Origin of the sequence: Amycolatopsis methanolica 239, from assembly GCF_000739085.1 — a bacterium.
Taxonomy (GTDB): domain Bacteria; phylum Actinomycetota; class Actinomycetes; order Mycobacteriales; family Pseudonocardiaceae; genus Amycolatopsis_E; species Amycolatopsis_E methanolica.
Map to the genome: position 1 here is coordinate 109447 of NZ_CP009110.1, position 22823 is coordinate 132269.

Below are 22823 nucleotides of genomic sequence, written 5' to 3' on the forward strand. Positions count from 1 at the left end.
CCCATCGTCAGTCCGATCACGGCTGCCAGAGCCAGAACTCGATGCCCTGGTTGTCGATGCAGTCGGCGGTGAGGCCGTAGGGCTTGCGGTCCACTTCGGTCACCTGACCGCCGGCCGCGCGGACGCGCTCCACCGCGGCGTGCACGTCGTCGACCGCGTACATCAGCTTCCAGCCGACCTGCCGCGGCCCGCCCCACAGGCCGCCTTCCAGGCCTGGTCCCTGGAAACCCCAGGCGCCTTCGACGGATCCGCGGGAGAACTGCCACCCGAGCACGCTGCCGTAGAACGCCTTCGCGGCCTCGTCGTCTGGGACCTGGAACGTGAAGTACATGGCCTGGCCGTGCCGCGCGGTGTCCTGGCCGCTGGCGCGGACCGGGGCCTGGGCCAGCAGCCACCGCTGGCCGAACGGGTCGCGGATCGAGCCGGACCGGCCGTGCCCGCGGTCGGACACCGGGTCGAGCACCTGCGCGCCCAGGTCGACGGCGCGTGTCACTGCGGCGTCCACATCGGACAGTTCGATCCGGATGCTCGCCCCGCCCGCGGCCGTCTGGTGCCCGATCTCCGGGAACTCCTCGGCCAGCATCAGGACGCTGTCGCCGATCGCCAGTTCGGCGTGCCCGATGCGGCCGTCCGGCATGACTATGGGGTCGCCGCGGCGTTGCGCGCCGAAGGCTTCGACGTAGAAGTCCAGAGCACGCCGCGCGTCGGACACGGCGAGGTACGGCGTCAGCGAGTGCAGTTCGGCCCGTGCGGGTGCTTCCGTGCTGGTCATCTCTCCTCCGTTCAACACAGCGCGACGCAGGCGCTCGCGCAGCTCGGCGGCGAACCGCGGATCGGGGGCGACCGGCTGGACCGGGGCGCGGAGTGCGTCGAATGGGTCAGTCATCACGCACCTCCTTCTCCCGGTAGGCGGCCCGGAACGCGGATCGCGCCCGGACCAGCAGTGCTTCGGTGGCGTGCACGGTCCGGCCAAGCAGGCGGGCGACCTCCGGCACCGGCAGACCGTCCAGGTACCGCAGCGTCAGCGCGGCCCGGTGGTGCGCGCCCAGCGACTCCAGCACCTCGCGGGCCAGCAGGGCGTCCAGTTCGGCGTCCCACGGGTCTACCGAACCGGCCTCGGACTCGTGCACCACGCGCAGCCCGCGTTCCTCGCGCTCCCGCCGCCGCCAGTGGTCGATCAGCTTGTGCCGGGCCACCCCGATGAGCCATGGCGTGCTCACCGGGGGCGCCCCCGGATTCCGGCACGCGCTGACGGCGCCGAGGAACGTCTCCGAGGTCAGCTCCTCGGCCACGCCCCGGTCACCGCAGCGCGCGTGCAGGTAGCCGTACACCTCCGGCAGCGCCGTCTCGTAGAGGTCGAGCAGCGCGAAGGCCGGGTCCGGTCGTACCCGCGGTTCGCTCACACCCCCATCGTCGTCCGGGGAGGCGGTTTTCCGACGCCCTTCGCGCGGATTTTCAGCCGCGTGGGTCCGGCAACCGCCGCGCGGCGACCGCGCCGACGGCCATCACGGTCGCCTGCAGGCCGGTGACCAGCAGCAACGCGTCCTGCGCGCCCCACGTGCCCGCCAGCGCGACGTACAGGGTGCTCATGGTCGCGACGCCCGCCGAACTTGCGGAACCGGCGGCCGTACCGGGGCGAGCCGCTGACCGAGGTCGAGATCGATGACGAACGACGCGGAATGGGCGGCCGCGAAGGAACGCTTCCCGATCGGCTCGGCGGTGGCGGCCGTGGTCGAGCAGCACCTGCCGTTCGGCATGGTCGTGACCCTGCCCGGCGGGCTGCCCGCGTTGATCGACGCCATCAGCTACCGTCCGGGCGGCGAGGACGTGTTCGACCATTCGAAGTGGCCCGCCACCGGCGAGTCGATCGAGGCCGTGGTCGCCGACCACCGGGACCGCAACCGGCAGATCCAGCTCCGGGTGGGGCCGCCCGTGTGGGAGAAGACCGGGAGTGTTCGGGCCTGACGCTGCCGCCCGAGGAGCAGCCCGTCCGGTCCGCGTCGCGGCCTGCCGAGAAGACCCTGCCGAGAAGGCGCGGTTCGGAGGAGCGCTCGAGCCGCCGCGCATCCAGATGCCGGCCCAGGCGGCCAGCGCGCCTGCCCTGACCTCGCGCGTACCGCCCGAGTCGTAATCCAAGAGCCGCTCTTCGACGGACGCGCGGCGCGGCCGCCTGCCGTAGCTTCGGGGGCGTGCGTGACCCCCGCCGGTGGCCGGCCCTCGTGGACGTGGTGCTGACCCTCGTCCCGATGGGGTTCGTCCTCGGGGCGACCACCGTGGCCGGCCGGGTGCAGCACCACCCGCTCGACCTGACCGGCTACCTGTGGCTCACCGCGGCCGCGTTGCCGTTGTTCGCCGTGCGGCGGGCGCCGTTGCCGGTCTTCGTCGTCACCGCCGCGCTGACCTGGGCCTACTACAGCACGGACCACCCGGGCGGCCCGGCGGTCGTGGTGCCGACCATCGCGCTGTTCGTGCTCACCCGCGTCCGTGGACCGCTCGTCGCGGGAATCGCCGGGTCGGCCGTCATCCTGGCCGGGCTGGTCGTCTACTTCGCCCGCGGCGGCGAACTCGTGCTCGACGCCCGCGCCGGGTTGTTCGTCGTCTGGCTGGTCGCCGTCCTCGGCATCGGCACCGCCGTCCGCAACCGCGTCGCGGCCAGGCTCGCCGCCGAGCAGGAGGTCGCCGAGCGGCAGTCCCGCCTGGCCGAGCAGGAGCGGCTGCGCATCGCCCGCGAGGTGCACGACGTCGTCGCGCACAGCCTGGCCATGATCAACGTCCAGGCCGGCGTCGCGGTGCACGTCGCGGACCGGCGGCCGGACCAGGCCGTGGCCGCGCTGCAGGCGATCAAGGAGGCCAGCGCCACCGCGCTCGCCGACCTGCGCGCCACCGTCGCCGTGCTGCGTTCCGGTCAGGGCCTCGGGCCCGCGCCCAGCCTGAAACAGCTCGGCGAACTGCTCGACCACACCCGCGCCACCGGCCTCACCGTCCGCGTCCACGGCTCGCCCGGCGATCTGCCCGCCCCGGTCGACGGCGCGGCCTACCGGATCCTGCAGGAGTCGCTCACCAACGTCGTCCGGCACGCCAACCAGCCCCGCACCGTCGACATCCGCTTCGCCCGCCGGGACGGGCAGTTCCGGCTCGTGGTGCGGGACGACGGCCGCGGCGCGGAAAGCCCCACCGTCGGCAACGGCCTGCGGGGCATGCAGGAACGCGCCGCCGCGCTCGGCGGCAAGGCCGAGGCCCGCGCGGTCGACGGCGGTTTCGAGGTCCGCGCGGAACTACCCCTGGAGGAGACATGATCCGCGTCGTGCTCGCCGACGACCAGGCGCTGGTGCGCGCCGGGTTCCGCGTGCTGCTGGAGACCGAGGACGGGTTCGAGGTCTGCGGCGAGGCCGCGGACGGGGCGCAAGCGCTTGCCCTGGCGCGGGAACACCGGCCGGACGTGGTTGTCATGGACATCCGGATGCCCGGGGTCGACGGCCTCACCGCGACCCGCGAGATCACCGGCGACCCGGACCTGGCCGAGGTGAAGGTGCTGGTCCTGACCACCTTCGACGTCGACGAGTACGTGTTCCAGGCGCTGCGCTCGGGCGCCAGCGGGTTCCTGCTGAAGGACACCGATCCGGTCGAGCTGCTCCGCGCGCTGCGGGTGGTCGCCGCCGGCGAGGCACTGCTCGCGCCGACCGTCACCCGCAGGCTGATCAGCGAGTTCGTCGGCCGCCCGGAGAACCGGCGCATCGACGCCGGCGCGGTCCGGCAGATCACCGAGCGCGAACGCGAGGTGCTGGCGCTGGTCGCGGGCGGGCTGTCCAACGACGAGATCGCCGCGCAGCTGGTGATCTCCACGGCCACCGCGCGCACGCACGTCAGCCGCATCATGACGAAACTCGGCGCGCGGGACCGCGCCCAGCTCGTCGTGCTCGCCTACGAGTCCGGCTTGGTCACGCCGCGCGGCTCACGGTGACGCAGCACGGCCATCAGCCGCACCAGGAACACCACGGCGATCAGGCCGACGAGGCCGATCTGGATCCACATCCGCGCCTCCTTCCCGTGCCCGATGCTCTGCCTGGTAGGCGCGCGGAGGTGGGAGGAGGTTGCGTGACACGCCGAACTCACCCGTTGGGGGTGACCGGCTCACCTGCGAGGATGCGCGTCAGCGACCAGACGCGGTGCGGGTCGAGGTCCACCGGGCGGGGCGCCGGATCGGGCCGCAACCGGCTCAGCAGGACCTGCTGGACCAGCGCGGTCGGCACGCCGCGGGTGGCCAGCCGCCGCCAGAACACGTGGTCCTCCAGGCCGTCGACCAGCGGGTCCTCGGTCCAGCCGCCGAACGACTCGACCAGTTCGCGGCACACCAGGTACCCGCTGCCCAGGTAGGGCAGCTCCGCCAGCCGCCGCTCCTCCGGGGGCAGCGCGGCGACCAGTCCTTCGACCGGGTCGGCCACCGGGCAGTGCACCACGTCGACGTCAGCGGACGCCTCGACCAGCCGTTCCAGAAGTCGGCGCGAGGCCCGCAGCCCGCCGTCGAGCACCAGTAGCCACGGCGCGGCCGAGCGCTCCAGCAGCCGGTTGCGCGTGTACCCGCGGCCCAGCGGCAGCTCGTGCCGCAGCACGTCGGCGGGCCGGGGGCGGGGCCGCGGCGCGACACCGTCTTCGCCGACGAGGATCCGCCGCGGCAGCACTGTGCCGGCGAGCAGGTCGCGCACCAGCGGGTCCGGATCCGGCTCGCCGGGGCGGCGGACCAGCAGCACGTCCACCTCCGCCCGGTCGGCGTCCGGGAACACGGTCGGCGCCGCCGAGGGCAGCCACTCCACGCCGGACGTGCGGCGCGCGTCCACCGTCTGCTGGCCCATGCGGGTGGCCAGCGGCGGGTTCTCGGCCGGCGCGCCGAGCGACCGGGTGCCGGCGAACCGCACGTCCCAGGAGGGGGTGTCGATCGCCAGCGGCCGCGGCGCGTCGACCGCGGCGGTCTCGGCGAGCGGCGGGCTCGCGGGCATCCCGGGCGAGGCGGTCAGCACCTGTTCGGCCAGCTCGACCAGGGTCTTCGCGGACGCCAGCGGCTCCAGCGCGGTGCGCACGAACTCGTACCCCGCCATCCGCAGGTCGCGCTCCCGCTGCGGATCCGCGGCCAGCGCGGTGGCCGCCGCACCCAGCGACTCCGGCCGCGTCACGACCAGGTGCGTGCCGGACACCAGCGGCGCCAGGTCCGTGGACGGCTCGGTCAGCACCACGCAGCCGTTGCACAGCGCCTCCAGCACCCGCACCCACTCCAACGCCCGGGACCGCTCGCGGTGCAGGTTGAGCAGGAACCGCGAGTTCGCCAGGTGCCGGAACTTCGCCTCGCCGGGCAGGAAGTCGACCCGCTGCGGGCCCATCGGCTCGTGCGGCGGGGTGAGCAGCCGGACCCGCAGGTCGGCGAGGTCGTCGGCGTAGGACGCGAGCAGCTTCGACCGGCGCCGCTCCGCGGTGCCGAGGTAGGTCACGTCGATCTCGCGGGCGCTGTACGGGTCGCCGCCCCACGCGTCCCACAGCGGCGAGTACCCCAGCTGGAAGTGCTCGACGGGGATGCCGCGGCGGCGCAGTTCGGCGGTCGAGTCGTGGTTGATGTCCACCGCGCCGGCCAGCCCCGGCAGCAGGGCCGCGCTGCGCTCGAAGGTCGCCGTGCCCGGGTGTTCGACGCAGAAGGCGATGGTGCGGCGGCGCTGCTCCTCGGTCGGCTGATCGGCCTCCGGGGTCACCACGAAGTACTCGTGCGGCACCACGACGTAGACCGTGTCGGCGTCCGCGTCCGGGTAGCGGCCGGTCGCCGTGGTCGCGCGGAACCCGGCCCGCCGCACCGAATCGGCGACCACCTCCATCAGCTCCGCCATGAACCCGGAGCCGCCGGTCGCGGACACGAAGCAGAGCTGCGCGGTCATGAAGTCCGCCGCCGCACGGCCCGCAGCGGCGCGGTGACCCGCCAGCTCACCGTCGCCCGCGTCGCGTCCAGTTCCCGGGCCAGCTCGGCGGCCCGCTGCTCGGCGGCGAGCGTGCCGCTCTCGGTGAGCGGCGCCTCGGCCTGCGCCGCGCCGGACAGCTGCAGCTCGGCGTCCAGCAGCCGGAGCCGCAGCCGGTCGCGCTCGCCGCGGGTCTCGGCCAGCTCGGCGCGCAGCGAATCGCGTTCGGCGCGGGCCACCAGCACGTCCCGCGCCAGCGCGTCGGCCTGCTCGGCGCGTTCGGCGACGCCGGCCAGTTTCTCGACCTGCTTCACCAGCTGGTCGCGGTGCTTGGTCAGCTCGTGGATCTGCAGTTCGGACTCGCGCAGCTCGGTGCGCAGCCGCTCGCGCTCCTCGGTGAACGCGACCCGCTCGGCCCGCAACCGGGTCAGCTCGGCGCGCACCGCACCGGGAAGTTCATCGGGCAGCTCGTCGGTCATCCCCGCTCCTTCACCAGCTCGGTGAGCACGTCGGCGTACTCGGCGGCGTAGCCCGCCGGGTCCAGCCAGCCGTGCAGCTTCTCGTAGGCGTTCGCGGCGATCGCGCGCCGCCGGGCCGCCGGGGTGTCCAGGGCACGAAGTAGCGCGACGGTGAGCGCGTCCGCGTCGTTGGGCTCGAACAGCCAGCCGCTGCGCCCGTCGGCGATCATCTCCCGCGCGCCGAACACGTCGCTGGCGACCACCGGCAGACCGCAGCACACGGCCTCCAGGATCGAGCGCGGCAGCGACTCCACGTCGGAGCTGTTCACGAACAGGTCCGCCGCCTCGAACCACGGCGCCGGGTCGCGCTGGATCGGCACCAGGTCGACCCAGTCCCGCAGGCCGGTCCGCTCGGTGAACTCGGCGAGCGCCAGCCCGTACGGCGACGGGTGGTGGCCGACGATGCTCAACCGGATCCCGGGGTGCGCCCGCCGGACCCGGTCCATGGCGCTGATCAGCAGGCCCTGTCCCTTGCGCGGTTCCAGCACGCCGACGTTGAGCAGCAGCGTGGTGTCCTCGGGGATGCCGAGTTTCCGCCGCGCCGCGCGACGGTCGCGTTCGGACACCTGACCGCCGTAGGTGACCATCGGCGTGCCGTAGCGGATCGTGCGGCAGCGCGCCGGGGTCGAGAACGGCAGGAACATCTCGCGCGTGGCGTCGGCGACGAACAGCAGCCGGTCCGCCTCGCGCAGCGTGCTCACCCAGCGCTCGCGCACCGGCGGCAGCAGGCCCGCCGGCCCCCAGTTCTGGTACGAGAAATCGTTCAGGTCGAAGCTCTCGTGCAGCACCCACGCGGTCGGCAGCCCCGCCCGGATCGCCGCGTCCGCGCCGGGGAACGCGCCGAGCGTGTTGACCAGCGCGACCGAGGCGTCGGTGCCGCGCGCGAACTGGGCGAGCTCGGCGATGTGCCCTTCGTAGGAGGCGACGTCGTGCACGCGGTACGGCGAGGTGAGGTGCACGTCGATGCCGTGCGCTTCGCAGTCCGCGCGCAGTTCGCCGTCGAGCTGGGTGACGACCGTGATGCGCCAGCCGTGCCGCGTCGCGAGCCGGTCCAGCAGCTCCTGCAACCACAACTGCCCGCCGCCGACCGCGAGGCTGTGCGTGAACACCAGAACGTGCCGCGGATCCGCGCCGCTACGCGGCCGCGCCAGCGCCTTCCGCGTGCGGTCGGCGAGCTGCGCGGCCAGCGCGACGTCGGTGTCCTCGGCCGCCGGGTTGGACAGCACCACCTCGCGCGCGTCGGAGGTCCACTCGCCGGACAGCTCGCCGCGGACGCGGATCCGCACCGACAACGCGCGGTCCTCGCCCGCCGGCAGGTCGATGGGCACCCGCGCCTCGAACCCGCTGACGCCGGCGTCCGGGAAGTCCGGCAGGTGGTCGGCCACGTCCGGCCGCGGCAGGCGGGTGCGGGCGCGGACCGGCTCACCGCCGTCGACCAGGACCTCGACCAGCGACGGCGCACGCGAGTCGAGCAGCACCCAGCCACGCACGAACACGACGTCGCCCTGCGGGTTGTCGCCGTGCTTCGGGGTGTCGATCTCGTACAGCCGCAGCGGTTCCTCGTCGCCGAAGCGGCCGACCTCCACCACGGCGCCGGTCAGCGCGTCGCCGTTCGCGGCGCGGACCACGACCTCGTGCCTGCCGGTCGGCACCGGGTCCGGCGTGCGGATCAGCAGACCGGTCGTGCCCGGCGGTTCGGTCCCGGTGTCGTGGCGCCGCACCTCCGCCTCGGACCCTCCGATGTGGACGGTCACGGTCTCGCCCGCGGTGACCCAGCCGCGCAGCTCGAACAGGTGCCCCACCGGCCGTCCCGGCCGCACCAACCCGGCCGCTGTGTTCATCGTCCCGCCTTCAACGTCTCTTCGGCGTCCTTGACCAGGATCAGCACGTCCTGGTGGCCGTCCCAGCCCGCCTCGACGTACCCGGCGAGGCGCAGCCGCGGGGTGAGGACGTGCCCGGTCACCCACTCCGGGGTGCTCAGCGAGATGCCGTACCCGGGCTGGCCGGGGTAGTCGGCGTAGCCGAACCCGTGGTCACGGTAGTCCGCCAGCACCCGGGCGTGGTCCGCGGCCGTCAGGCCGTACTCGCCGCCGTTGGCCATCCGCCACGCGACGCGGCGGCCGTGCGTGGTGACCACCGCGACCCCGCCCGGCGCGAGCGCGCGCTCGAAGTAGCCGAGCAGCGCGTCCCACGCCGCGATGTCCAAGTGGGTCAGCACCGAGCCGGACCAGATCAGGTCGATGTCGCTGACCTGCGGGATCTCCTCGATGCGCACCGACGCGGGCAGCCCGGTCGCGCCGAAGAACCGCACGCAGTGCTCGACGCCGTCCAGTTCGATGTCGGAGGCGACGAGTTCGGCGTCCGGGAAGGCGGCCCGGAACGTGCGCAGCACCCGGCCATAGCCGCAGCCGAAGTCGAGCACCCGCCGCGGCGCGGGCCGACCGGCGGCCTGCAGCCCGTGCAGGCACGCCCGCAGCGCCTGCCCGGCCACCGCGAAGTAGTGCTCGGTGTTGCCGCGGAACATCGAGTCGCCGGACGCGATGATCCGGTCCATCCGGGTCAGGGTGCGGGCGACCTGCGCGTCCAGTTCGGTGGTGGCCGGGGTGTGCCGCGTGATCTCCTCGGCGAGACGGCGGCGCCAGGCCAGGCGCATCGCATCCCGCTCGTGGTCCAGACCGGGGCCGGAAGTGACGCCGCAGCGCCGGATCGCCTGGAACTCCGCCTCCCGCTCGGCGGCCGCGTCGACGAACGCCGTCGGCCGGTCGAGCAGGACACCGAGCCAGGCGGCCAGGTCCCGCACCGTCGTGCCGGGCGCGGCGCCGGCCCAGCCGGCACGGGCGAGTTCGTCGGCGAGCAGCAGCAGGCCCCGGTCGATCACCTCGTCGGCGGTCGTCCCGGCGCGCTCCCACTCCAGGTCGATCGCCTGTGGCGGGTCGACGGCCAGCACGTTCGACGGGATCAGGTCCCACGACGGGTTGGTACGCACCAGATCCGCCCACGCGGTCAGCAGCTCCGCGGCCCGCCACGGCTGCTCGTTCAGCACCTCGGGCAGCGTCGGGGCGTCGACCACGACGTCCGTCCACTCGCGCACCGCGACCGGCCCCGGTTGCTGCGGCAGCAGGGGAGTGCGGCGGATTTCGTCGCCGACCACGTCCGCCCGGGTGCACCAGCGGGCCGCGCGGTCGGTGTTGAAGTAGGTGGCGAGTACGTCGTCCGGCCAGAGCCGGGCGGCGGGTTCGCCTGCCGACGCGAGGAACAGCAGGCCGTCCACGGTGTCCAGGCCGAGACCGCCCTCGACCATCTCCGCCCAGCGCTCGTCACGTCCGGACAGCTCCACCGCGAGCCGCGGGTGCCGGTCGAGCAGTTCGGCGGTGATGACGGCGCGGGTGATCCGGTGACCGGGGAGGCAGCCGAGGACCTTGTGGACGGTCAGCCCGGCCTCGGCCAGCCGACGCTCCCAGTGGCGGCGCGACTGCCCGCCCGGCCGGCCCACACCGAGCCGGTTCGGCACGGCGAGGCACAGCACCCCGCCGGGCTTCAGCCGGTCCGCGTGCTCGACGTCGGACGCGACGACCAGGTCGTACCGCTCGCCGGGAACCTCGTCCAGGACGCGCACCCCGGGCAGATCGGCGGTGCGGGCCCGGACGGCTTCCGCGTGGTCCGCCTCGACGGCGTCGACCCGCGCCACCTGCTCGCCGAGGTACCGCGTCACCGCGCCGTGCCCCGCGCCCACTTCGAGCACGTGCGCGTCCGGCGGCAACCGGAGCGCCCGCAACGCGTTGGCCCGGCCGTGGTCGAGCTGGTCCCGCTCGCCCGGCGACAGCGCCGCGAAGTGCAGCTCGTCGGACAGCGCGGAGTGGTCGGCGGCGTTGCGGATGATCTCGGCGACCAGGTCGCTCACGATCAGCCCACCGGATAGGGCAGCAACATCGAGCGGACGGTCCGCTGGTAGGCGCCCGACAGCGCGGCCTCGTCGGCCAGGTCGCCCTGCGTCACGTTGACGCGGATCAGGTTCTCGCCCGACACCCAGGTGGCGCGGTAGACGATCGGTGAGGCGACGAGCTTGTGGAACACCACCTGCGGCGGGATGTTCGGCAGCTGGTCGCTGATCAGCACCAGGCCGTTGCGCACGTAGTACTGGCGCAGCTGGCCGGCGAGCGCGGTCGCGGTGGCGGAGCTGTCCAGCGGGATGACCGTCACCGAGATCTTCTCGTTGCCGGGGCCGGTGGCGTCCGGCTGGCGCTGCGAACCGCGCCAGGCGACCTCCTGCACCGAGCGGCTGCTCAGCAGCGTGGCCTCGCCCTCGTCCATGATCCCCAGGTCGACCAGCCTGCTGACCGGCAACAGACCGCTCTGGCCGTCCGCGGTGCCCTCGGTCGGCGGGATCTTGTCCAGCAGCGCCTGGTTGGGCGAGTTGCTGGCGGCGCTCGAGGTGGGCGGCGGCTGCGTGGTCGTGGTGGCGGCCTGGTTGTCGTCACCGCCGGACGTGGTGAGGAAGATCGTCAGGCCCGCGGCGACCAGCACCACGACGACCGCGACGGAGATCCAGACGGCCTTGCCCTTGCCCTTGGCGGGCTTGTCGTCGAAGGCCTCCGGACCCTGCGCGACCGGGCTGATCGGCGGGAAGTCGGAGCCGCCCCACGGCGGGCTCGCGTCGGACTCCGGCGCGTTCCACGGCTGCTGCACCGGCTGCGGACCGGACTGGGGGAACCCGGCGGGCGGGGAGGCCGGGAAGCCCGCGGGAGGTGACTGCGGTGCGGGCGGGTTGGCCACGTACTGGGTGCGCTCCGGGTCCACCGGCGGCCTGGCCTGCCAGTTCGGCGAGACGGCCTGCGTCGGCTCCGCGGAGAAGTTCTGCGGCTGTGGCTGCTGCTGGGGCGGCTGCGGCGTGCCCTGCGGCGGGCTGATCGGCGCGATCACCTGCGTCGAGTCCGCGGAGTTGTCCTGCTGCTGGGGCGCCGGCTGTTGCTGGGGCGCGGGCTGCTGCGGCTGGGACGCGCTGTCGCTGTAGGACACCGCGGACGAGAGCACCTGGTCCCGGCGGACGCGGTAGTCGTCCGCGGAGAGACGTCCCGAGGCAAGCTCTTCGTCCAGCTTGCGCAACTCCTCCTGCCAGGACACCCGGTAGCCCCCTAATCTGCTCTGGACGAGGCGGAACGCGTCCGCCGGATAGCGCTACGGTGACGACGCACATTGTGCACGCCTACCCTGCTCATCGCCGGTGAGGGTCATTTCGTGACCTTGTTCTGGTTAGGGTGTGAGGGAGGAGGGGGCGAGATGGCGGCACGCTGGCCCGCCGTGGCCGCGGTCGCCGGGGGAACCGCACTCATCGGCCTGCACGGCTGGTCCTACGGCAACTGGATCAACGACGACGCGGCGATCACCTTCGCGTACGCGCGCGACCTGGTCGACGGCGCGGGGCCGGTGCTCCAGCCGGGTGCGGAACCCGTCGAGGGGTTCTCGAACCCGGCCTGGCTCGTCCTGCTGGTGCTGGGGAAGGTGCTGCGCCTGTTCGATACCGGCGCGATCTTCGGTGTGCCCGACTATGTCCTGTTCCCGAAGATGCTCGGATTGCTGTGCTGCGCCGGTGTTCTCGCCGCGTGCCACTTCGCGGTGAGTCGCGTCACGCGGTGGGCATGGCTGGTGACGTTGTTCGCGGGCGGGTTGCTGGCCGCGATCCCGTCGTACGTGATCTGGTCGCTGTCCGGTTTGGAGAACCCGCTGTACGCGCTGGCGGTGGCGTGGCTGGCGGCGCTGTTGTTCCGCGCGGTGGTGGACGGGCGGGTGGCGGCCGTGCGGGTCGGGCTGGCCGCCGGTCTGCTGGCTGTGCTGGCGGCGCTGACCAGGCCGGACGGTGCGATCTTCGTGCTGGCCTACCCGGTGGTGGCGCTGGTGTTCGCGCGGCGGTGGCGGGCGCTGCTTCCGGCGGGGGTGTCGGTGCTGGCGTTCGCGGTGCCGTACGGCGCGTACCTGTTGTGGCGGCACGCGGAGTTCGGCCGGTGGGTGCCGAACACGGCGGTGGCGAAGAACCAGCAGCCGCCGTCGTGGTCGAACGCCGGGCGGGTGGTGGAGCCGGTGGAGTACCTCGGCTGGCCGGTGGTGCTGGCCGGGCTGGTGACCGTGGGGTTGGCGTTCTGGCTGGTCCCGGCGTTGCGGCGGCCGTTGGTGGCGTGGCTGGTGCCGCTGGTGCTCGCGTTGGCGGCGTACTGCGTGCTCAACCCGGAGCCGGGCGGCGAGTTCCGGTTCGCGACTCCGTTGTGGACGATGGCGGCGCTGGTCGCGGCGCTGGCGGCGGTCGAGGTGATGCGGGCGTTGTCGGTGCGGTGGCGGGCGGCGCTGGCGGTCGTGCTGGTGGCCGCGGCGGTGCCGAGCGCGCCCGCGCTGGCCGACTCGGGCCGCGGGTTCGCGAGTGGTCCGGTGGTGCCGTTGTGCCAGATCGCGGAGCGGTACGGGCGGTTGTTCAACGGGTACGCGGACACGATCGGCCTGCGGGAGGGGTCGGCGCTGTTGCCGGACGTCGGCGGGACGGCGCTGACCAGCCGGTTGCGGGTGGTGGACTCGGTCGGGCTGGCGGACGCGCGCATCGCGGACCTGGTGTCCACGGGGGACTTCCCGGGGTTGCGGGACTACGTGTTCGACGAGGTCAAGCCGACGTTCATCCACACGCACGTGCCGTGGACCGACCTGACGGGGCTGACGTCGGACGGGCGGCTGGCGGTCGAGTACGCGGCCGTGGTGCTCGACCGGACGGGCAAGAACGGCGACTGGGTGCGGCTGGACGCGCTCGACGGCGACGACCTGGTGAACCTGCGGGCGTACGCGCGGGTGACCGTGCCGCGCGTGGAGGCCTCGCGCGCGGCGGCGGTGACCGGGCGGTGCGGTGACGTGCTGCGGCCCGGGCAGGTGCCCTAGTTCGGCGGGAGTGCCGTGGCCAGGGAGGTCTTGGTCTGGGCGAGGCGTTCGGTCAGCGAGTTCGGGTCGCCGTCGAGGCCCTGGGACACCCAGATCGCGACGGCGTAGCTGCCCGAGGTGTACCACGTGCCGCTCATCTGGCCTGCCGAGTTGCTGCCGGTGACGGCCTTCGCGTCGGTCGATCCGGACGGGACGGTTTGCAGGCCGGCGGTGAGGGAGTGCTCGTAGAGGCGGCGGGTGATCGAGGCCGCGGCGGCGGGTGAGCTGGCGGGGACGACCAGGACGAGGTAGCCCTGCGGGCCCTGGGACGAGCCGCGGAAGATGACCTGGCCGGCGCCGTTGTCCTTGAAGAGCTGGCCTTCCTCGCGGGAGTACAGCTTGAGGTCGATGCCCTGCTCGACGGTCAGGGTGCCGTTGTTGGTGCTCGGGGTGCCCGGCAGGGTCGGCAACCGCGCCTCGACGGCCTCCGGCGAGCTGACGGCGGAGGTGGTCGGCCCGGCGGTCGTGGTGGTGGCGTTGTTGCCGCGCAGGAACCACACGCCGGCCGCGACCATCGCGAACACGACGACGACGCCGAGGGTGATGAACAACCAGGTGGGCTTGCGCTTCGGCGGCGCCTGCAACACGGGCGCGGCGTCGAAGGGAAGCTGCTGGCCGGGCCCGTGCAGGGGCGGCGGCGGGGTCATGCTGGGCAACGGCCGGGCAGGCGGAGGAACCGGATTGGTGACGACCGTCGGAGCGTCCTCGATGGAGGGGAAGCGCATCGAATCGGTGGCCCGCTCGTCGGCCGGGCTGGGGGCGCTCGTGGGCTTCTTGGTGGCGAGCAGCTGCGCGGAGATGCTCTGCGTGGGCCCTTCCTCAGTGGCGAGCGCACTGCCCACCTCGGGAGCCTGCTCACCCTGCTGCTGGCTCTGGCCAGCCTGGGGCTGGGCAGCCAGGGGCTGCCCAGCCTGCGGGTGACTCTGCGCTTGGCCACCCTGCTGCTGGCCGGCCGGTGGCTGCCCGGCCTGAGGCTGGCTCTGCGGCTGACCGCCCAGTTGCCCACCGTGCTGCTGGCTCTGCGGCTGGCTGCCCTGTGGTGTGCCGCTTTCCGGCTGGCTGCCCTGCTGCTGGCCAGCCTGTGGCTGGTCGCTGTGTGGCTGCCCCTGGCCGGCCTGCGGCTGCCCGGCTTCGGGCTGCGGCTGGGCCCCTGGCTCAGCCTGGCCACCCTGAACCTGCCCGACCTGCCCCGCCTCGACCTGACCCCGACCAGCCTGCGGCTGCCCCGCCGGAGTCTGCCCCGTCGCGCCGGTCTGAACCTGCCCGTACACGTCCTGCGGCTGCCCGAACTGCGGCTGCCCCACCTGGGGCTGAACCCCCGCCTGCGGCTGGCTCTGCGGCTGCCCAACCGGCGGCTGCCCCGGCACGCCCGGCCCCTGCGGCACCCCGCCCACCGGCTGATGCGCGTACTCGCCCGGCGGAACCTGCCCCTGCGGCCACCCCTGCGGCGCGAAACCCTGCGGCACCGCGCCCCCCGGCACCGCGCCCTGCGGCGCCCCCTCCTGCGGCCACCCTTGGGGCGCCTGCGCCCACGGCGCCTCCCCCGGCTGCGGAGCGAATCCCGGACCGGCCGGATTCGCACTCTGCCACTGAGGCGCCCCGTCAACCCGCCCCCGCGGCGAAGCCACCGACGCCGGCGCCACATTGCCCGACGCGGCGGCGAGCAGCTCGTCCCGCATCTTGCGGTGCTGGTGCTGGGTGATGGTTCCGTTGGCGAGCTCGGCGTCCAAACGGCGCAGCTCGTCCTGCCAACTCATCCCGGGGCTCCTCGGTCAACTTGCGCACGGTGGACGTCACCGAGAAGATAGCGCGATCACCGGTTCGATGGGTGCGGATGTGTCCGATCCGCCCGCCTACCCCGCTGGCAGCAGCGGCTCCACCTTCTCGGCGAAGGCCTGCGCGTTCGGACAGCCCTGAGCGTCTTCACTGGCCCGCGCCATGGTCGCCAACACCAGGGCGAGGGCGTGTTCTCCGACCCCCACCGCGACAGCACAGCCGCCGGTGGGAATGTCGGCCTGCAGGGCGTCGCGACCGTTGATCGAGATCTCCCGTGCCCCCGTGTTGTCCGCGGCGAATCCGCTCAGCCCTTGCGTGGAATCGAGCGCCAGGCTGTAGGTGATGAATTCCGGTTTCGACGCTGTGCACTGGTTGCGCGCGCTCTTGTTCTCGCCGGGGTTGAATCCCTGACCCGCGTTGAGCTGGTCCAGCAGCTGGCACGCGTTGAGCCCGGCGAACACATCCGAATTCCCCGGGCTCGAGCTGGGAGCCGGACCGGGCGCGGGCAACGCGCTGCCGGAGACAGTGCTGGTGCAGGCGGTTCCGGCCGCCAATGTGCAAGCGACGGCCACGATGGCCCGGGCAGATCGACGGTTCACCGAGGTTCCTGATTCCTGAGGGTGTTGAGCGCCTTGGTAGCCGCCTCGTCCGAGGCGTCGTACTTGCTGATAGCAGTTTCGATGGCTTGGCGAAGCGTTTCCAGGGTGTCTCGCGCCGTGACGAAAACCTGAACCAGTGACTGGTCGTCCGAGTCCATCGCGCTGAGGAAATGCGCGGCCGCTCGCTGTGCGTACTCGTCGTTGCCGAACTTAGGCGCACGCTGCAGAAGGTGCACCCGTTGGCCGACCTCGTTCAACCGTGTCTGCATCTGCGTCACCGCCCGGCGCAGGTGTGTTCCCGTCTCCTCGTCCACCGCCCAGCGGCCGGCTTGCGCGTCCGCCAGCATGCGCTTCGCGTCGGTGTTCATCGTGTTCAGTTGCTGCTCGCCGCCGAAGACGTTGGCCACCTGGGTCGCCACGTCGCCGGAGTTGTCGCTCATGAGCCCTCCCTCGCTCGGCCAGCACAATATCGCCCGGGCCGCCCCGCTGCCACAACCAGCGACTACGCCGCCTCCTCCAGGTACGCCGCCGCTTGCAGGGTGAACAGTGACGCGTAATCCCCGCCCTGGGACATCAGCTCCTCGTGCGTTCCTTCCTCCGCCAGGCGGCCCCGGTCGAGCAGCAGGATCTTCTCCGCCTGCCGCACCGTCGAGAACCGGTGCGAGATGTACAGCGTGGTCCGGCCCTCGGACAGCGCGCGCAGCCTCGCGAACAAGTCGTGCTCCGCCGCGGCGTCCAGCGCCGACGTCGGCTCGTCCAGGATCAGCACCGGCGCGTCCCGCATGAAGGCCCGCGCCAGCGCGATCTTCTGCCACTCCCCGCCGGACAGCGACACCCCCTGGTCGAACCACCGGCCAAGCGGGCTGTCGAAACCCCGCGGCAGCCGGGAAATCCGCGAACCGACCCCGGCCCGCTCCGCCGCGTCCTCGATGCGCGGCCGGTCGTCCAGGGCGCCCAGCTGCCCGAGCCCGATGTTCTCCGCCGCCGTGCCCTGGTACGTCACGTAGTCCTGGAACATCGCCGAAATCCGGGACCGCAGCTCGTCCGGGTCGAACTCGCGCAGGTCCAACCCGTCCAGCAGGATCCGGCCCCCGGTCGGGTCGTAGAGCCGGCACAGCAGCTTGATCAGCGTCGACTTGCCCGCCCCGTTCCGCCCGACGACCGCCACCGTCTCGCCGGGCCGGATCTCGAACGACACGTCGTCCAGCGCCTTCTCCCCGGCGCCCGGGTAGCTGAACGACACGTTCTCGAACTCGATGTGCCCCCGCACCGGCTCGGGCAGCGGTTTCGCCGCCGCGGGCGCCGTGATCCGCGGTTCGGTCGCCAGGAAGTCGTACAGCGTGTCCAGGTACAGGTTGTTCTCGTACATCCCGGAGAACCCGCTGAACAACCCCTGCACCGACGTCTGCACCGCCGCTGCGGCCGCCGTGTACAACGCGAGGTCACCGATCGTCAGCCGCCCGGCCACCGCCTCCAGCGCGATGTACAGCGCGATTCCGGAACCGGCCATTGTGGACAACAGGCTCCACGCCGTGCCCACGAAGTTGCGCTTCGTCGTCAGCTTCCGCTCGCGCGTGTAGTAGTTCTGCCCGAGCCGTCGGAACCGGTCCACCAGGTACGGCCCGAGCCCGAACAGCTTGGTCTCCTTTGCGTACGTGTCGGTCGTGACCAGCGAGTTCAGGTAGTCCATCCGCCGACGGATCGGCGACATCCACAGGGTCAGCATGAACGCCCGCGACCCGTACTTCGACTGCGAGATGAACGCGGGCACCGGCGCGAGCAGCGCGACGGCCGCCAGCAGCGGGCTCACCGACACCAGCAGCACCACCATGCTCCCGAACGTGATCGCCGTGCGCGCCAGCCCCAGCGCCGAGGTCAGCATCGACACCGGCCGCTGCGGCGCCTCCTGCGACGCCTGCCGCAGCTGGTCGTAGGACTCCGAGTCCTCGAAGAACTGCAGGTCCAGCCTGCTCGCGTGGTCCATCACGCGGTGCCGGATCGTCAGCGTCATCCGCTCCTGCAGCAGCTGCTGCGCCGCGTTCGTCAGCGCCGTGCTGATCGCGGTCATCGTGAACACGCCGAACTCCAGCGCGGCCAGCTCGACGATCCGCGTGGTCGTCCCGTGCCCCTGCACCGCCGCGACCACCGCGTCCAGCAGCAGCTTCGCCACGTACGCGGTCAGCGTCGGCATCAGTCCGCTCACCACAGTGGACAGTGCGATCAGGACGGTCATCACCGGGCTCGCCTGCCACGCCAATCCGATCACGCGCGGCAGACCACGCACCGTCCCGCTCGCGGACTGGCGGAGCCGGGTCAGGCGCGACCGCAGGTCCGTCGGCTCATCCCGCACCGCGTCCGGGATGTCGACCGGACCGGTCAGCCCGCTCTGCGCGACCGAGCTGCTGGCCTTCCGCAGCATCCGGCGCACCCCGATCGGCGCCCCGCCCCCGTGCATCATGCGCTCACCGCCCCGTGCAGGAACACGTCGATCAGCTCCGCCGTGGACAACCCCGCCTGGTCGTCGCGACGGCGCGAGAAAAGCAACGACATGAAGACCCCGGCCAGCTGTTCGGCGGGCAGCCGCAACCGGTCTTCTGGGGTGAACAGCTCCGTGATGGCCTCGCGCATCGCGGTGAACGATTCCGCGCGCGAGCCCTTCCGCGGCTCGCCGCGCTTGAGCCTGCCGGAGGAGTGCAACGCGCCCATCAGCGCGCCCATCCGCTCCAGGTGCGCCGACAACGCCTCCGCGGCTTCGGTGAGCCGGTCCGCCAGCGGCTGGTCGAGCGGGATCCCGGCGATCACCGCCAGCACGCTGTCCGGTTTGAGCGCTTCGGCGACACACGCGTCGAGCAGTTCGTCCTTGTCCTTGAAGGCGCGGAAGATCGTGCCCTCGCCGATGCCGGCGGCGCGCGCGATCTGGGCGGTGGTCACGGCGGCGCCGTGCTCGACGACCAGTGGCAGCACGGCCTGCACGATCATCCGGCGCCGGTCTTCGGCGCTCATGCCGGGTGCCCGGCGGCGGGGAGGAGCGGTCATGCGACCAGTGTGCGGAGTGAGCGCTCACTCCGTCAAGCGGGCAACCGAACGGGGCCGCGCGGGAACGCGGCCCCGAACCGTCAGTACGTGATCGCCATGGCCGGATCGGCCAGCAGCGCGCCGACGTCGGCGAGGAACTGCGAGCCCTGCTGCCCGTCGACCAGCCGGTGGTCGAAGCTCAGCGACAGCTGCAGCACCTTCCGCACGGCGAGCTGCCCGTCCACCACCCACGGCGCGTCCTTGATCGCGCCGAAGGCCAGGATCGCGGCCTCGCCCGGGTTGATGATCGGCGTGCCGGTGTCGACCCCGAACACCCCGACGTTGGTGATCGTGATCGTCCCGTTGACCATCTCGGCGGGCGGGGTCTTGCCCTCGCGTGCGGTCGTGGTCAGCTCGTCCAGCGCCCGCGCCAGCTCGGGCAGCGACATCGCGTCCGCGTCCCGGATCTTGGGCACCACGAGCCCGCGGGGCGTCGCGGCGGCGATGCCCAGGTGCACGTAGTCCTTGTAGACGATCTCGCCCGCCGCCTCGTCCCAGGTGGCGTTGACGTCCGGCGTCCGCTTCACCGCCATGCACACGGCCTTGGCCGCGAAGGCCAGCGGGGTCAGCTTCACCCCGGCGAAGTCCGGGTGCTTCTTCAGCCGCTCACGCAGCTCCATCATCGGCGTGACGTCGATGGTCAGGAACTCCGTGACGTGCGGCGCGGTGAACGCGCTGGACACCATCGCCTGCGCGGTCGCCTTGCGGACGCCCTTGACCGGCACCCGCCGCTCACGCGACCCGGCCACCGGCGCGGGAGCAGCGGGAGCAGCGGGAGCAGCGGGAGCAGCCGGACGGGCCGCCCGCTCGACGTCCTCGCGCGTGATGATCCCGCCGTCCGCCGACCCGGTCAGGGTCGACAGGTCGACACCGAGGTCCTTGGCGAGCTTGCGCACCGGCGGTTTGGCCAGCGGCACGTAGCCACCCCGCGCCGCCGCGGGTGCCGGCGCCGGAGCAGCGGCAGGCGGTGCGGCGGGAGTTGCAGCAGGCGGTGCGGCGGACGGAGCGGCCCGGCGCGGTCGTCGCCGCGCCTCGGTCGTCTTCGAGCCGTAGCCGACCAGCGGCTTCATCTCCTCCTCGGCCGCGGCCGGCGCCGGCGCGGACGAGCCGTTCACCGCCTGGGCCGGAGACGCCGACGACCCGGCCGGGTCGACGTCGACGGTGAGCAGCGGCGCCCCGACCTCGACGGTCGCGCCGGGCTCGGCCAGCACCTCGGTGATCACGCCTGCCCACGGGATCGGCAGCTCGACGGCCGCCTTCGCGGTCTCCACCTCGACGACGATCTGGTTGACCGTCACCTCGTCGCCGGGCTGCACCCGGACGTTCAGGATCTCGGCTTCGGTCAGGCCTTCGGCGGTGTCGGCGAGCAGGAACTGCTTGTACTCGGGCACCCCGCCTCACCAGCCCATCGCGCGGTCGACGGTGTGCAGCACCCGGTCCAGGTCGGGGAGGAAGTGCTCCTCGAGCTTGGACGGCGGGTACGGGGTGTCGAACCCGGTGGCCCGCAGCACCGGCGCTTCCAGCGAGTAGAAGCACTCCTGCTGCACGCGCGCGGCGATCTCCGAGGTGATCGACGACTCCGACGACGCCTCGCTGACCGCGACCAGCCGCCCGGTACGGCGCACCGACTCGAACACCGGCGCGAGGTCGAGCGGCGAGATCGTGCGCAGGTCGATGACCTCCAGCGACCGGCCCTCTTCTGCCGCGGCCTCGGCCGCATCCAGGCACACCTTCACCGACGGCCCGTAGGCGACCACCGTGCAGTCGGTGCCCTGGCGCACCACCCGGGAGGCGAACAGCGGCCCCGGCGGCGTCGTGGTGTCCACTTCGGACTTGAGCTGCCCGTTGTGGTAGAGCCGCTTCGGCTCGAAGAACAGCACCGGGTCGTCGCAGTCGATGGCCTGCTGGATCATCCAGTACGCGTCGGCCGGGTTGGAGCACGACACGACCTTCAGCCCGGGGATGTGCGCGAACAGCGACTCCGGCGACTCGGAGTGGTGCTCGACCGCGCCGATCCCGCCGCCGAAGGGCACCCGCACGACCACCGGGACCTTGACCTTGCCCTGGGTCCGGTAGTGCAGCTTCGCCAGCTGCGAGGAGATCTGGTCGAAGCCGGGGAAGATGAAGCCCTCGAACTGGATCTCGCACACCGGCCGGAACCCGCGCACGGCGAGACCGACCGCGGTGCCGATGATGCCGGACTCGGCCAGCGGCGTGTCCAGCACGCGCTGCTCGCCGAAGTCCTTCTGCAGCCCGTCGGTGATGCGGAAGACGCCGCCGAGCTTGCCGACGTCCTCACCGAGGACGATGACCTTGTCGTCGGCCTCCATCGCGGCACGCAGGCCCAGGTTCAGAGCCTTGCCGATGGTCAGCTTCTGCATCGCGGGCACTGCACCGTCCACAGGGGACTTGACGGGGGCGGCCATCAGCGCTCACCCGCTTCCACGAAACCGGCGAGGTAGGACAGGTACTCGTCGCGCTGGGCGTCGAGCACCGGCGACGGTTCGGCGTAGACGTTGGCGAACACGCGTTCCGGCGGCGGTTCGGGCATGTTGAAGCAGAACTCGCGCAGGTCGGCGGCGAACGCGTCGGCCTCGGCCTGGACCTGGTCGAACCACGCCTGGTCGGCGAACCCGCTGCGCGCCAGGTGCACCCGCACGCGCTCGATGGGGTCCTTGTGCTTCCACACCTCGAGCTCGTCGGAGAGCCGGTAGCGGGTCGGGTCGTCGGTGGTGGTGTGGGCGTCCATCCGGTAGGTGAACGCTTCGATCAGCACCGGGCCGTTGCCGTGGCGGCACTCTTCGAGCGCCCAGCGGGTCACCGCGAGGCAGGCCAGCACGTCGTTGCCGTCGACGCGGATGCCGGGGAACCCGTACCCGCGGGCGCGCTGGTAGAGCGGCAGGCGGGACTGGCGTTCGGTCGGCTCGGAGATCGCCCACTGGTTGTTCTGGCAGAAGAACACCAGCGGCGCGTCGTACACCGCGGCCCACACGAAGCCCTCGTGCACGTCGCCCTGCGAGGTGGCGCCGTCGCCGAAGTAGACGATCGTCGCCTCGTCAGTGCTCGATGGGTTCCCGTCACCGTCTGTGTTGCCTACCCGCCCCTCGAACTTCTGGCCCATCGCGTAGCCGGCGGCGTTGAGGACCTGGTTGCCGATCACGATGGTGTACGGGTGGAAGCCGTGGGCCTTGAAGTCCCAGCCACCGTGGTCGGTGCAGCGGAAGATGCCCAGCAGTTCCTTGAAGTCGACGCCGCGGGTGTAGGCCACGCCGTGTTCCCGGTAGCTCGGGAAGGCCATGTCCTGCGGCTTGAGCGCGCGGCCGGAGCCGACCTGCGCGGCTTCCTGGCCCAGCAGCGGGACCCAGATGCCGAGCTGGCCCTGGCGCTGCATGGCGTTGGCTTCCCGGTCGGCCCGGCGGACCAGCACCATGTCGCGGTAGAGCCCGCGTAGCGCTTCCGGGTCGACGTCGGAGATGTAGCGGTCGAACTGCGGCGAAGCGATCCGCTCGCCTTCGGGGGTGAGCAGCTGAGTCACCTCAGCGCCACCTGCGTCCGTGTTTCGCAAACCGGCGATCACCTGCTCCCGCGATGGTTGTGCGGCCTGTGCGGCCGGTCCTTCGCCGGGCTCCGGGTGCGTCCACTGTTCGGGGGACGGCATGCGCGTTCTCCTCGGTGTCCTGCCACGAGGCCGCTTGTGGCGGCCGCTGATGGCTGACCAGCGGCCACCGACGTTTCGGATCCGAAGCGCTCGGCAGCCGTCGGCCGTGACGGCTTACGGGGAACATCCTGACACGAACGAGCCCCGCGAGTGCAGGTCCGCGCCTGATTTGTTGCTGTGAAAGCCCGCCCTGAGCTGGGCAAACGCTCGGAAGCCCGACCGACGACCCACCGATAGTCGGCCGTGGAGGCGCGCGCTCACCTGCCCGGAAGTGACGGACGGGCCACCTCCGTCGCGGAGAACGCTCCGACGG

Annotated in this window: 20 protein-coding genes; 4 read left to right on the plus strand and 16 right to left on the minus strand. The window is 72.5% G+C overall.

The window, feature by feature from the left end; genetic code table 11:
* Positions 1-16: 16 nt before the first annotated feature.
* The 3 genes from AMETH_RS00585 to AMETH_RS41265 are packed head-to-tail and all read right to left on the minus strand — an operon-like array spanning position 17 to position 1590.
* Entirely contained in the window at positions 17-886 is an 870-nt protein-coding gene (locus AMETH_RS00585) for a VOC family protein (RefSeq protein WP_017986074.1), read from the minus strand.
* Entirely contained in the window at positions 879-1403 is a 525-nt protein-coding gene (locus AMETH_RS00590; RefSeq protein WP_017986075.1) for an RNA polymerase sigma factor, read from the minus strand. Before AMETH_RS00590 ends, AMETH_RS00585 begins: the two co-directional genes overlap by 8 nt.
* A gap of 52 nt (positions 1404-1455) precedes the next feature.
* Positions 1456-1590, minus strand: a complete 135-nt coding sequence (locus AMETH_RS41265; protein WP_017986076.1) for a hypothetical protein — start codon at positions 1588-1590, stop codon at positions 1456-1458.
* A gap of 72 nt (positions 1591-1662) precedes the next feature.
* Here AMETH_RS41265 and AMETH_RS00595 point away from each other — a divergent pair, with 72 nt between their 5' ends.
* From AMETH_RS00595 to AMETH_RS00605, 3 genes are all read left to right on the plus strand, one after another.
* The gene (locus AMETH_RS00595; protein ID WP_017986077.1) at positions 1663-1965 is read left to right on the plus strand and encodes a hypothetical protein; all 303 of its coding nucleotides are present in this window, start codon (positions 1663-1665) and stop codon (positions 1963-1965) included.
* A 254-nt stretch (positions 1966-2219) separates the two neighbouring features.
* The gene (locus AMETH_RS00600; RefSeq protein WP_017986078.1) at positions 2220-3296 is read left to right on the plus strand and encodes a sensor histidine kinase; all 1077 of its coding nucleotides are present in this window, start codon (positions 2220-2222) and stop codon (positions 3294-3296) included.
* Positions 3293-3961, plus strand: coding sequence for a response regulator (locus AMETH_RS00605; protein WP_017986079.1), 669 nt, complete (start codon positions 3293-3295; stop codon positions 3959-3961). Before AMETH_RS00600 ends, AMETH_RS00605 begins: the two co-directional genes overlap by 4 nt.
* A 148-nt stretch (positions 3962-4109) precedes the next feature.
* On the opposite strand, the gene AMETH_RS00610 is transcribed toward AMETH_RS00605, so the two are convergent.
* The 5 genes from AMETH_RS00610 to AMETH_RS00630 are packed head-to-tail and all read right to left on the minus strand — an operon-like array spanning position 4110 to position 11554.
* The gene (locus AMETH_RS00610) at positions 4110-5915 is read right to left on the minus strand and encodes a glycosyltransferase family protein (protein ID WP_017986081.1); all 1806 of its coding nucleotides are present in this window, start codon (positions 5913-5915) and stop codon (positions 4110-4112) included.
* Positions 5912-6412 (minus strand): hypothetical protein, encoded by a 501-nt coding sequence (locus tag AMETH_RS00615; protein WP_017986082.1) that lies wholly within the window; start codon positions 6410-6412, stop codon positions 5912-5914. Before AMETH_RS00615 ends, AMETH_RS00610 begins: the two co-directional genes overlap by 4 nt.
* Complete coding sequence (locus AMETH_RS00620) at positions 6409-8292, minus strand: glycosyltransferase family 4 protein (RefSeq protein WP_017986083.1); 1884 nt, start codon at positions 8290-8292, stop codon at positions 6409-6411. The genes AMETH_RS00615 and AMETH_RS00620 overlap by 4 nt, the downstream gene beginning before the upstream one ends.
* Entirely contained in the window at positions 8289-10352 is a 2064-nt protein-coding gene (locus tag AMETH_RS00625; RefSeq protein WP_017986084.1) for a class I SAM-dependent methyltransferase, read from the minus strand. The genes AMETH_RS00620 and AMETH_RS00625 overlap by 4 nt, the downstream gene beginning before the upstream one ends.
* A gap of 2 nt (positions 10353-10354) precedes the next feature.
* On the minus strand, positions 10355-11554 hold the full coding sequence (locus AMETH_RS00630) for a hypothetical protein (protein ID WP_017986085.1): 1200 nt from the start codon (positions 11552-11554) through the stop codon (positions 10355-10357).
* A gap of 174 nt (positions 11555-11728) precedes the next feature.
* Between AMETH_RS00630 and AMETH_RS00635 the strand changes: the two genes are divergently transcribed.
* Positions 11729-13363 (plus strand): hypothetical protein, encoded by a 1635-nt coding sequence (locus AMETH_RS00635; RefSeq protein ID WP_017986086.1) that lies wholly within the window; start codon positions 11729-11731, stop codon positions 13361-13363.
* Here the strand turns inward: AMETH_RS00635 and AMETH_RS35440 are convergent.
* From AMETH_RS35440 to pdhA, 8 genes are all read right to left on the minus strand, one after another.
* Positions 13360-15159: a hypothetical protein gene (locus tag AMETH_RS35440; protein ID WP_017986087.1), complete on the minus strand. Its 1800-nt coding sequence runs from the start codon at positions 15157-15159 to the stop codon at positions 13360-13362. The genes AMETH_RS00635 and AMETH_RS35440 overlap by 4 nt on opposite strands.
* A gap of 96 nt (positions 15160-15255) precedes the next feature.
* Positions 15256-15777, minus strand: a complete 522-nt coding sequence (locus tag AMETH_RS00645; protein ID WP_123684305.1) for a DUF3558 family protein — start codon at positions 15775-15777, stop codon at positions 15256-15258.
* Positions 15774-16217, minus strand: a complete 444-nt coding sequence (locus AMETH_RS00650; protein WP_017986089.1) for a hypothetical protein — start codon at positions 16215-16217, stop codon at positions 15774-15776. Before AMETH_RS00650 ends, AMETH_RS00645 begins: the two co-directional genes overlap by 4 nt.
* 62 nt (positions 16218-16279) lie before the next feature.
* Positions 16280-18232 (minus strand): ABC transporter ATP-binding protein, encoded by a 1953-nt coding sequence (locus AMETH_RS00655; protein ID WP_085929439.1) that lies wholly within the window; start codon positions 18230-18232, stop codon positions 16280-16282.
* The gene (locus tag AMETH_RS00660; RefSeq protein ID WP_026153678.1) at positions 18232-18780 is read right to left on the minus strand and encodes a TetR/AcrR family transcriptional regulator; all 549 of its coding nucleotides are present in this window, start codon (positions 18778-18780) and stop codon (positions 18232-18234) included. Before AMETH_RS00660 ends, AMETH_RS00655 begins: the two co-directional genes overlap by 1 nt.
* A gap of 113 nt (positions 18781-18893) precedes the next feature.
* Entirely contained in the window at positions 18894-20243 is a 1350-nt protein-coding gene (locus tag AMETH_RS00665; protein WP_017986092.1) for a dihydrolipoamide acetyltransferase family protein, read from the minus strand.
* A 6-nt stretch (positions 20244-20249) separates the two neighbouring features.
* Positions 20250-21278, minus strand: coding sequence for an alpha-ketoacid dehydrogenase subunit beta (locus AMETH_RS00670; protein ID WP_017986093.1), 1029 nt, complete (start codon positions 21276-21278; stop codon positions 20250-20252).
* A complete protein-coding gene (gene pdhA / locus AMETH_RS00675) occupies positions 21278-22510 on the minus strand; it encodes a pyruvate dehydrogenase (acetyl-transferring) E1 component subunit alpha (protein WP_026153679.1) in 1233 nt (410 codons plus the stop codon). Before pdhA ends, AMETH_RS00670 begins: the two co-directional genes overlap by 1 nt.
* Positions 22511-22823 lie beyond the last annotated feature (313 nt).

What these genes read in the sequence shown, in the direction of transcription:
- AMETH_RS00620 (WP_017986083.1), bottom strand. Translation starts at nt 8,292, where the DNA reads ATGAACACAGCGGCCGGGTTGGTGCGGCCGGGACGGCCGGTGGGGCAC.
- AMETH_RS00635 (WP_017986086.1), top strand. Translation starts at nt 11,729, where the DNA reads ATGGCGGCACGCTGGCCCGCCGTGGCCGCGGTCGCCGGGGGAACCGCA.
- AMETH_RS00595 (WP_017986077.1), top strand. Translation starts at nt 1,663, where the DNA reads ATGACGAACGACGCGGAATGGGCGGCCGCGAAGGAACGCTTCCCGATC.
- AMETH_RS41265 (WP_017986076.1), bottom strand. Translation starts at nt 1,590, where the DNA reads ATGAGCACCCTGTACGTCGCGCTGGCGGGCACGTGGGGCGCGCAGGAC.
- AMETH_RS00615 (WP_017986082.1), bottom strand. Translation starts at nt 6,412, where the DNA reads ATGACCGACGAGCTGCCCGATGAACTTCCCGGTGCGGTGCGCGCCGAG.
- AMETH_RS00650 (WP_017986089.1), bottom strand. Translation starts at nt 16,217, where the DNA reads ATGAGCGACAACTCCGGCGACGTGGCGACCCAGGTGGCCAACGTCTTC.
- pdhA (WP_026153679.1), bottom strand. Translation starts at nt 22,510, where the DNA reads ATGCCGTCCCCCGAACAGTGGACGCACCCGGAGCCCGGCGAAGGACCG.
- AMETH_RS00585 (WP_017986074.1), bottom strand. Translation starts at nt 886, where the DNA reads ATGACTGACCCATTCGACGCACTCCGCGCCCCGGTCCAGCCGGTCGCC.
- AMETH_RS00660 (WP_026153678.1), bottom strand. Translation starts at nt 18,780, where the DNA reads ATGAGCGCCGAAGACCGGCGCCGGATGATCGTGCAGGCCGTGCTGCCA.
- AMETH_RS00655 (WP_085929439.1), bottom strand. Translation starts at nt 18,232, where the DNA reads ATGCACGGGGGCGGGGCGCCGATCGGGGTGCGCCGGATGCTGCGGAAG.
- AMETH_RS00670 (WP_017986093.1), bottom strand. Translation starts at nt 21,278, where the DNA reads ATGGCCGCCCCCGTCAAGTCCCCTGTGGACGGTGCAGTGCCCGCGATG.
- AMETH_RS00610 (WP_017986081.1), bottom strand. Translation starts at nt 5,915, where the DNA reads ATGACCGCGCAGCTCTGCTTCGTGTCCGCGACCGGCGGCTCCGGGTTC.
- AMETH_RS00605 (WP_017986079.1), top strand. Translation starts at nt 3,293, where the DNA reads ATGATCCGCGTCGTGCTCGCCGACGACCAGGCGCTGGTGCGCGCCGGG.
- AMETH_RS35440 (WP_017986087.1), bottom strand. Translation starts at nt 15,159, where the DNA reads ATGAGTTGGCAGGACGAGCTGCGCCGTTTGGACGCCGAGCTCGCCAAC.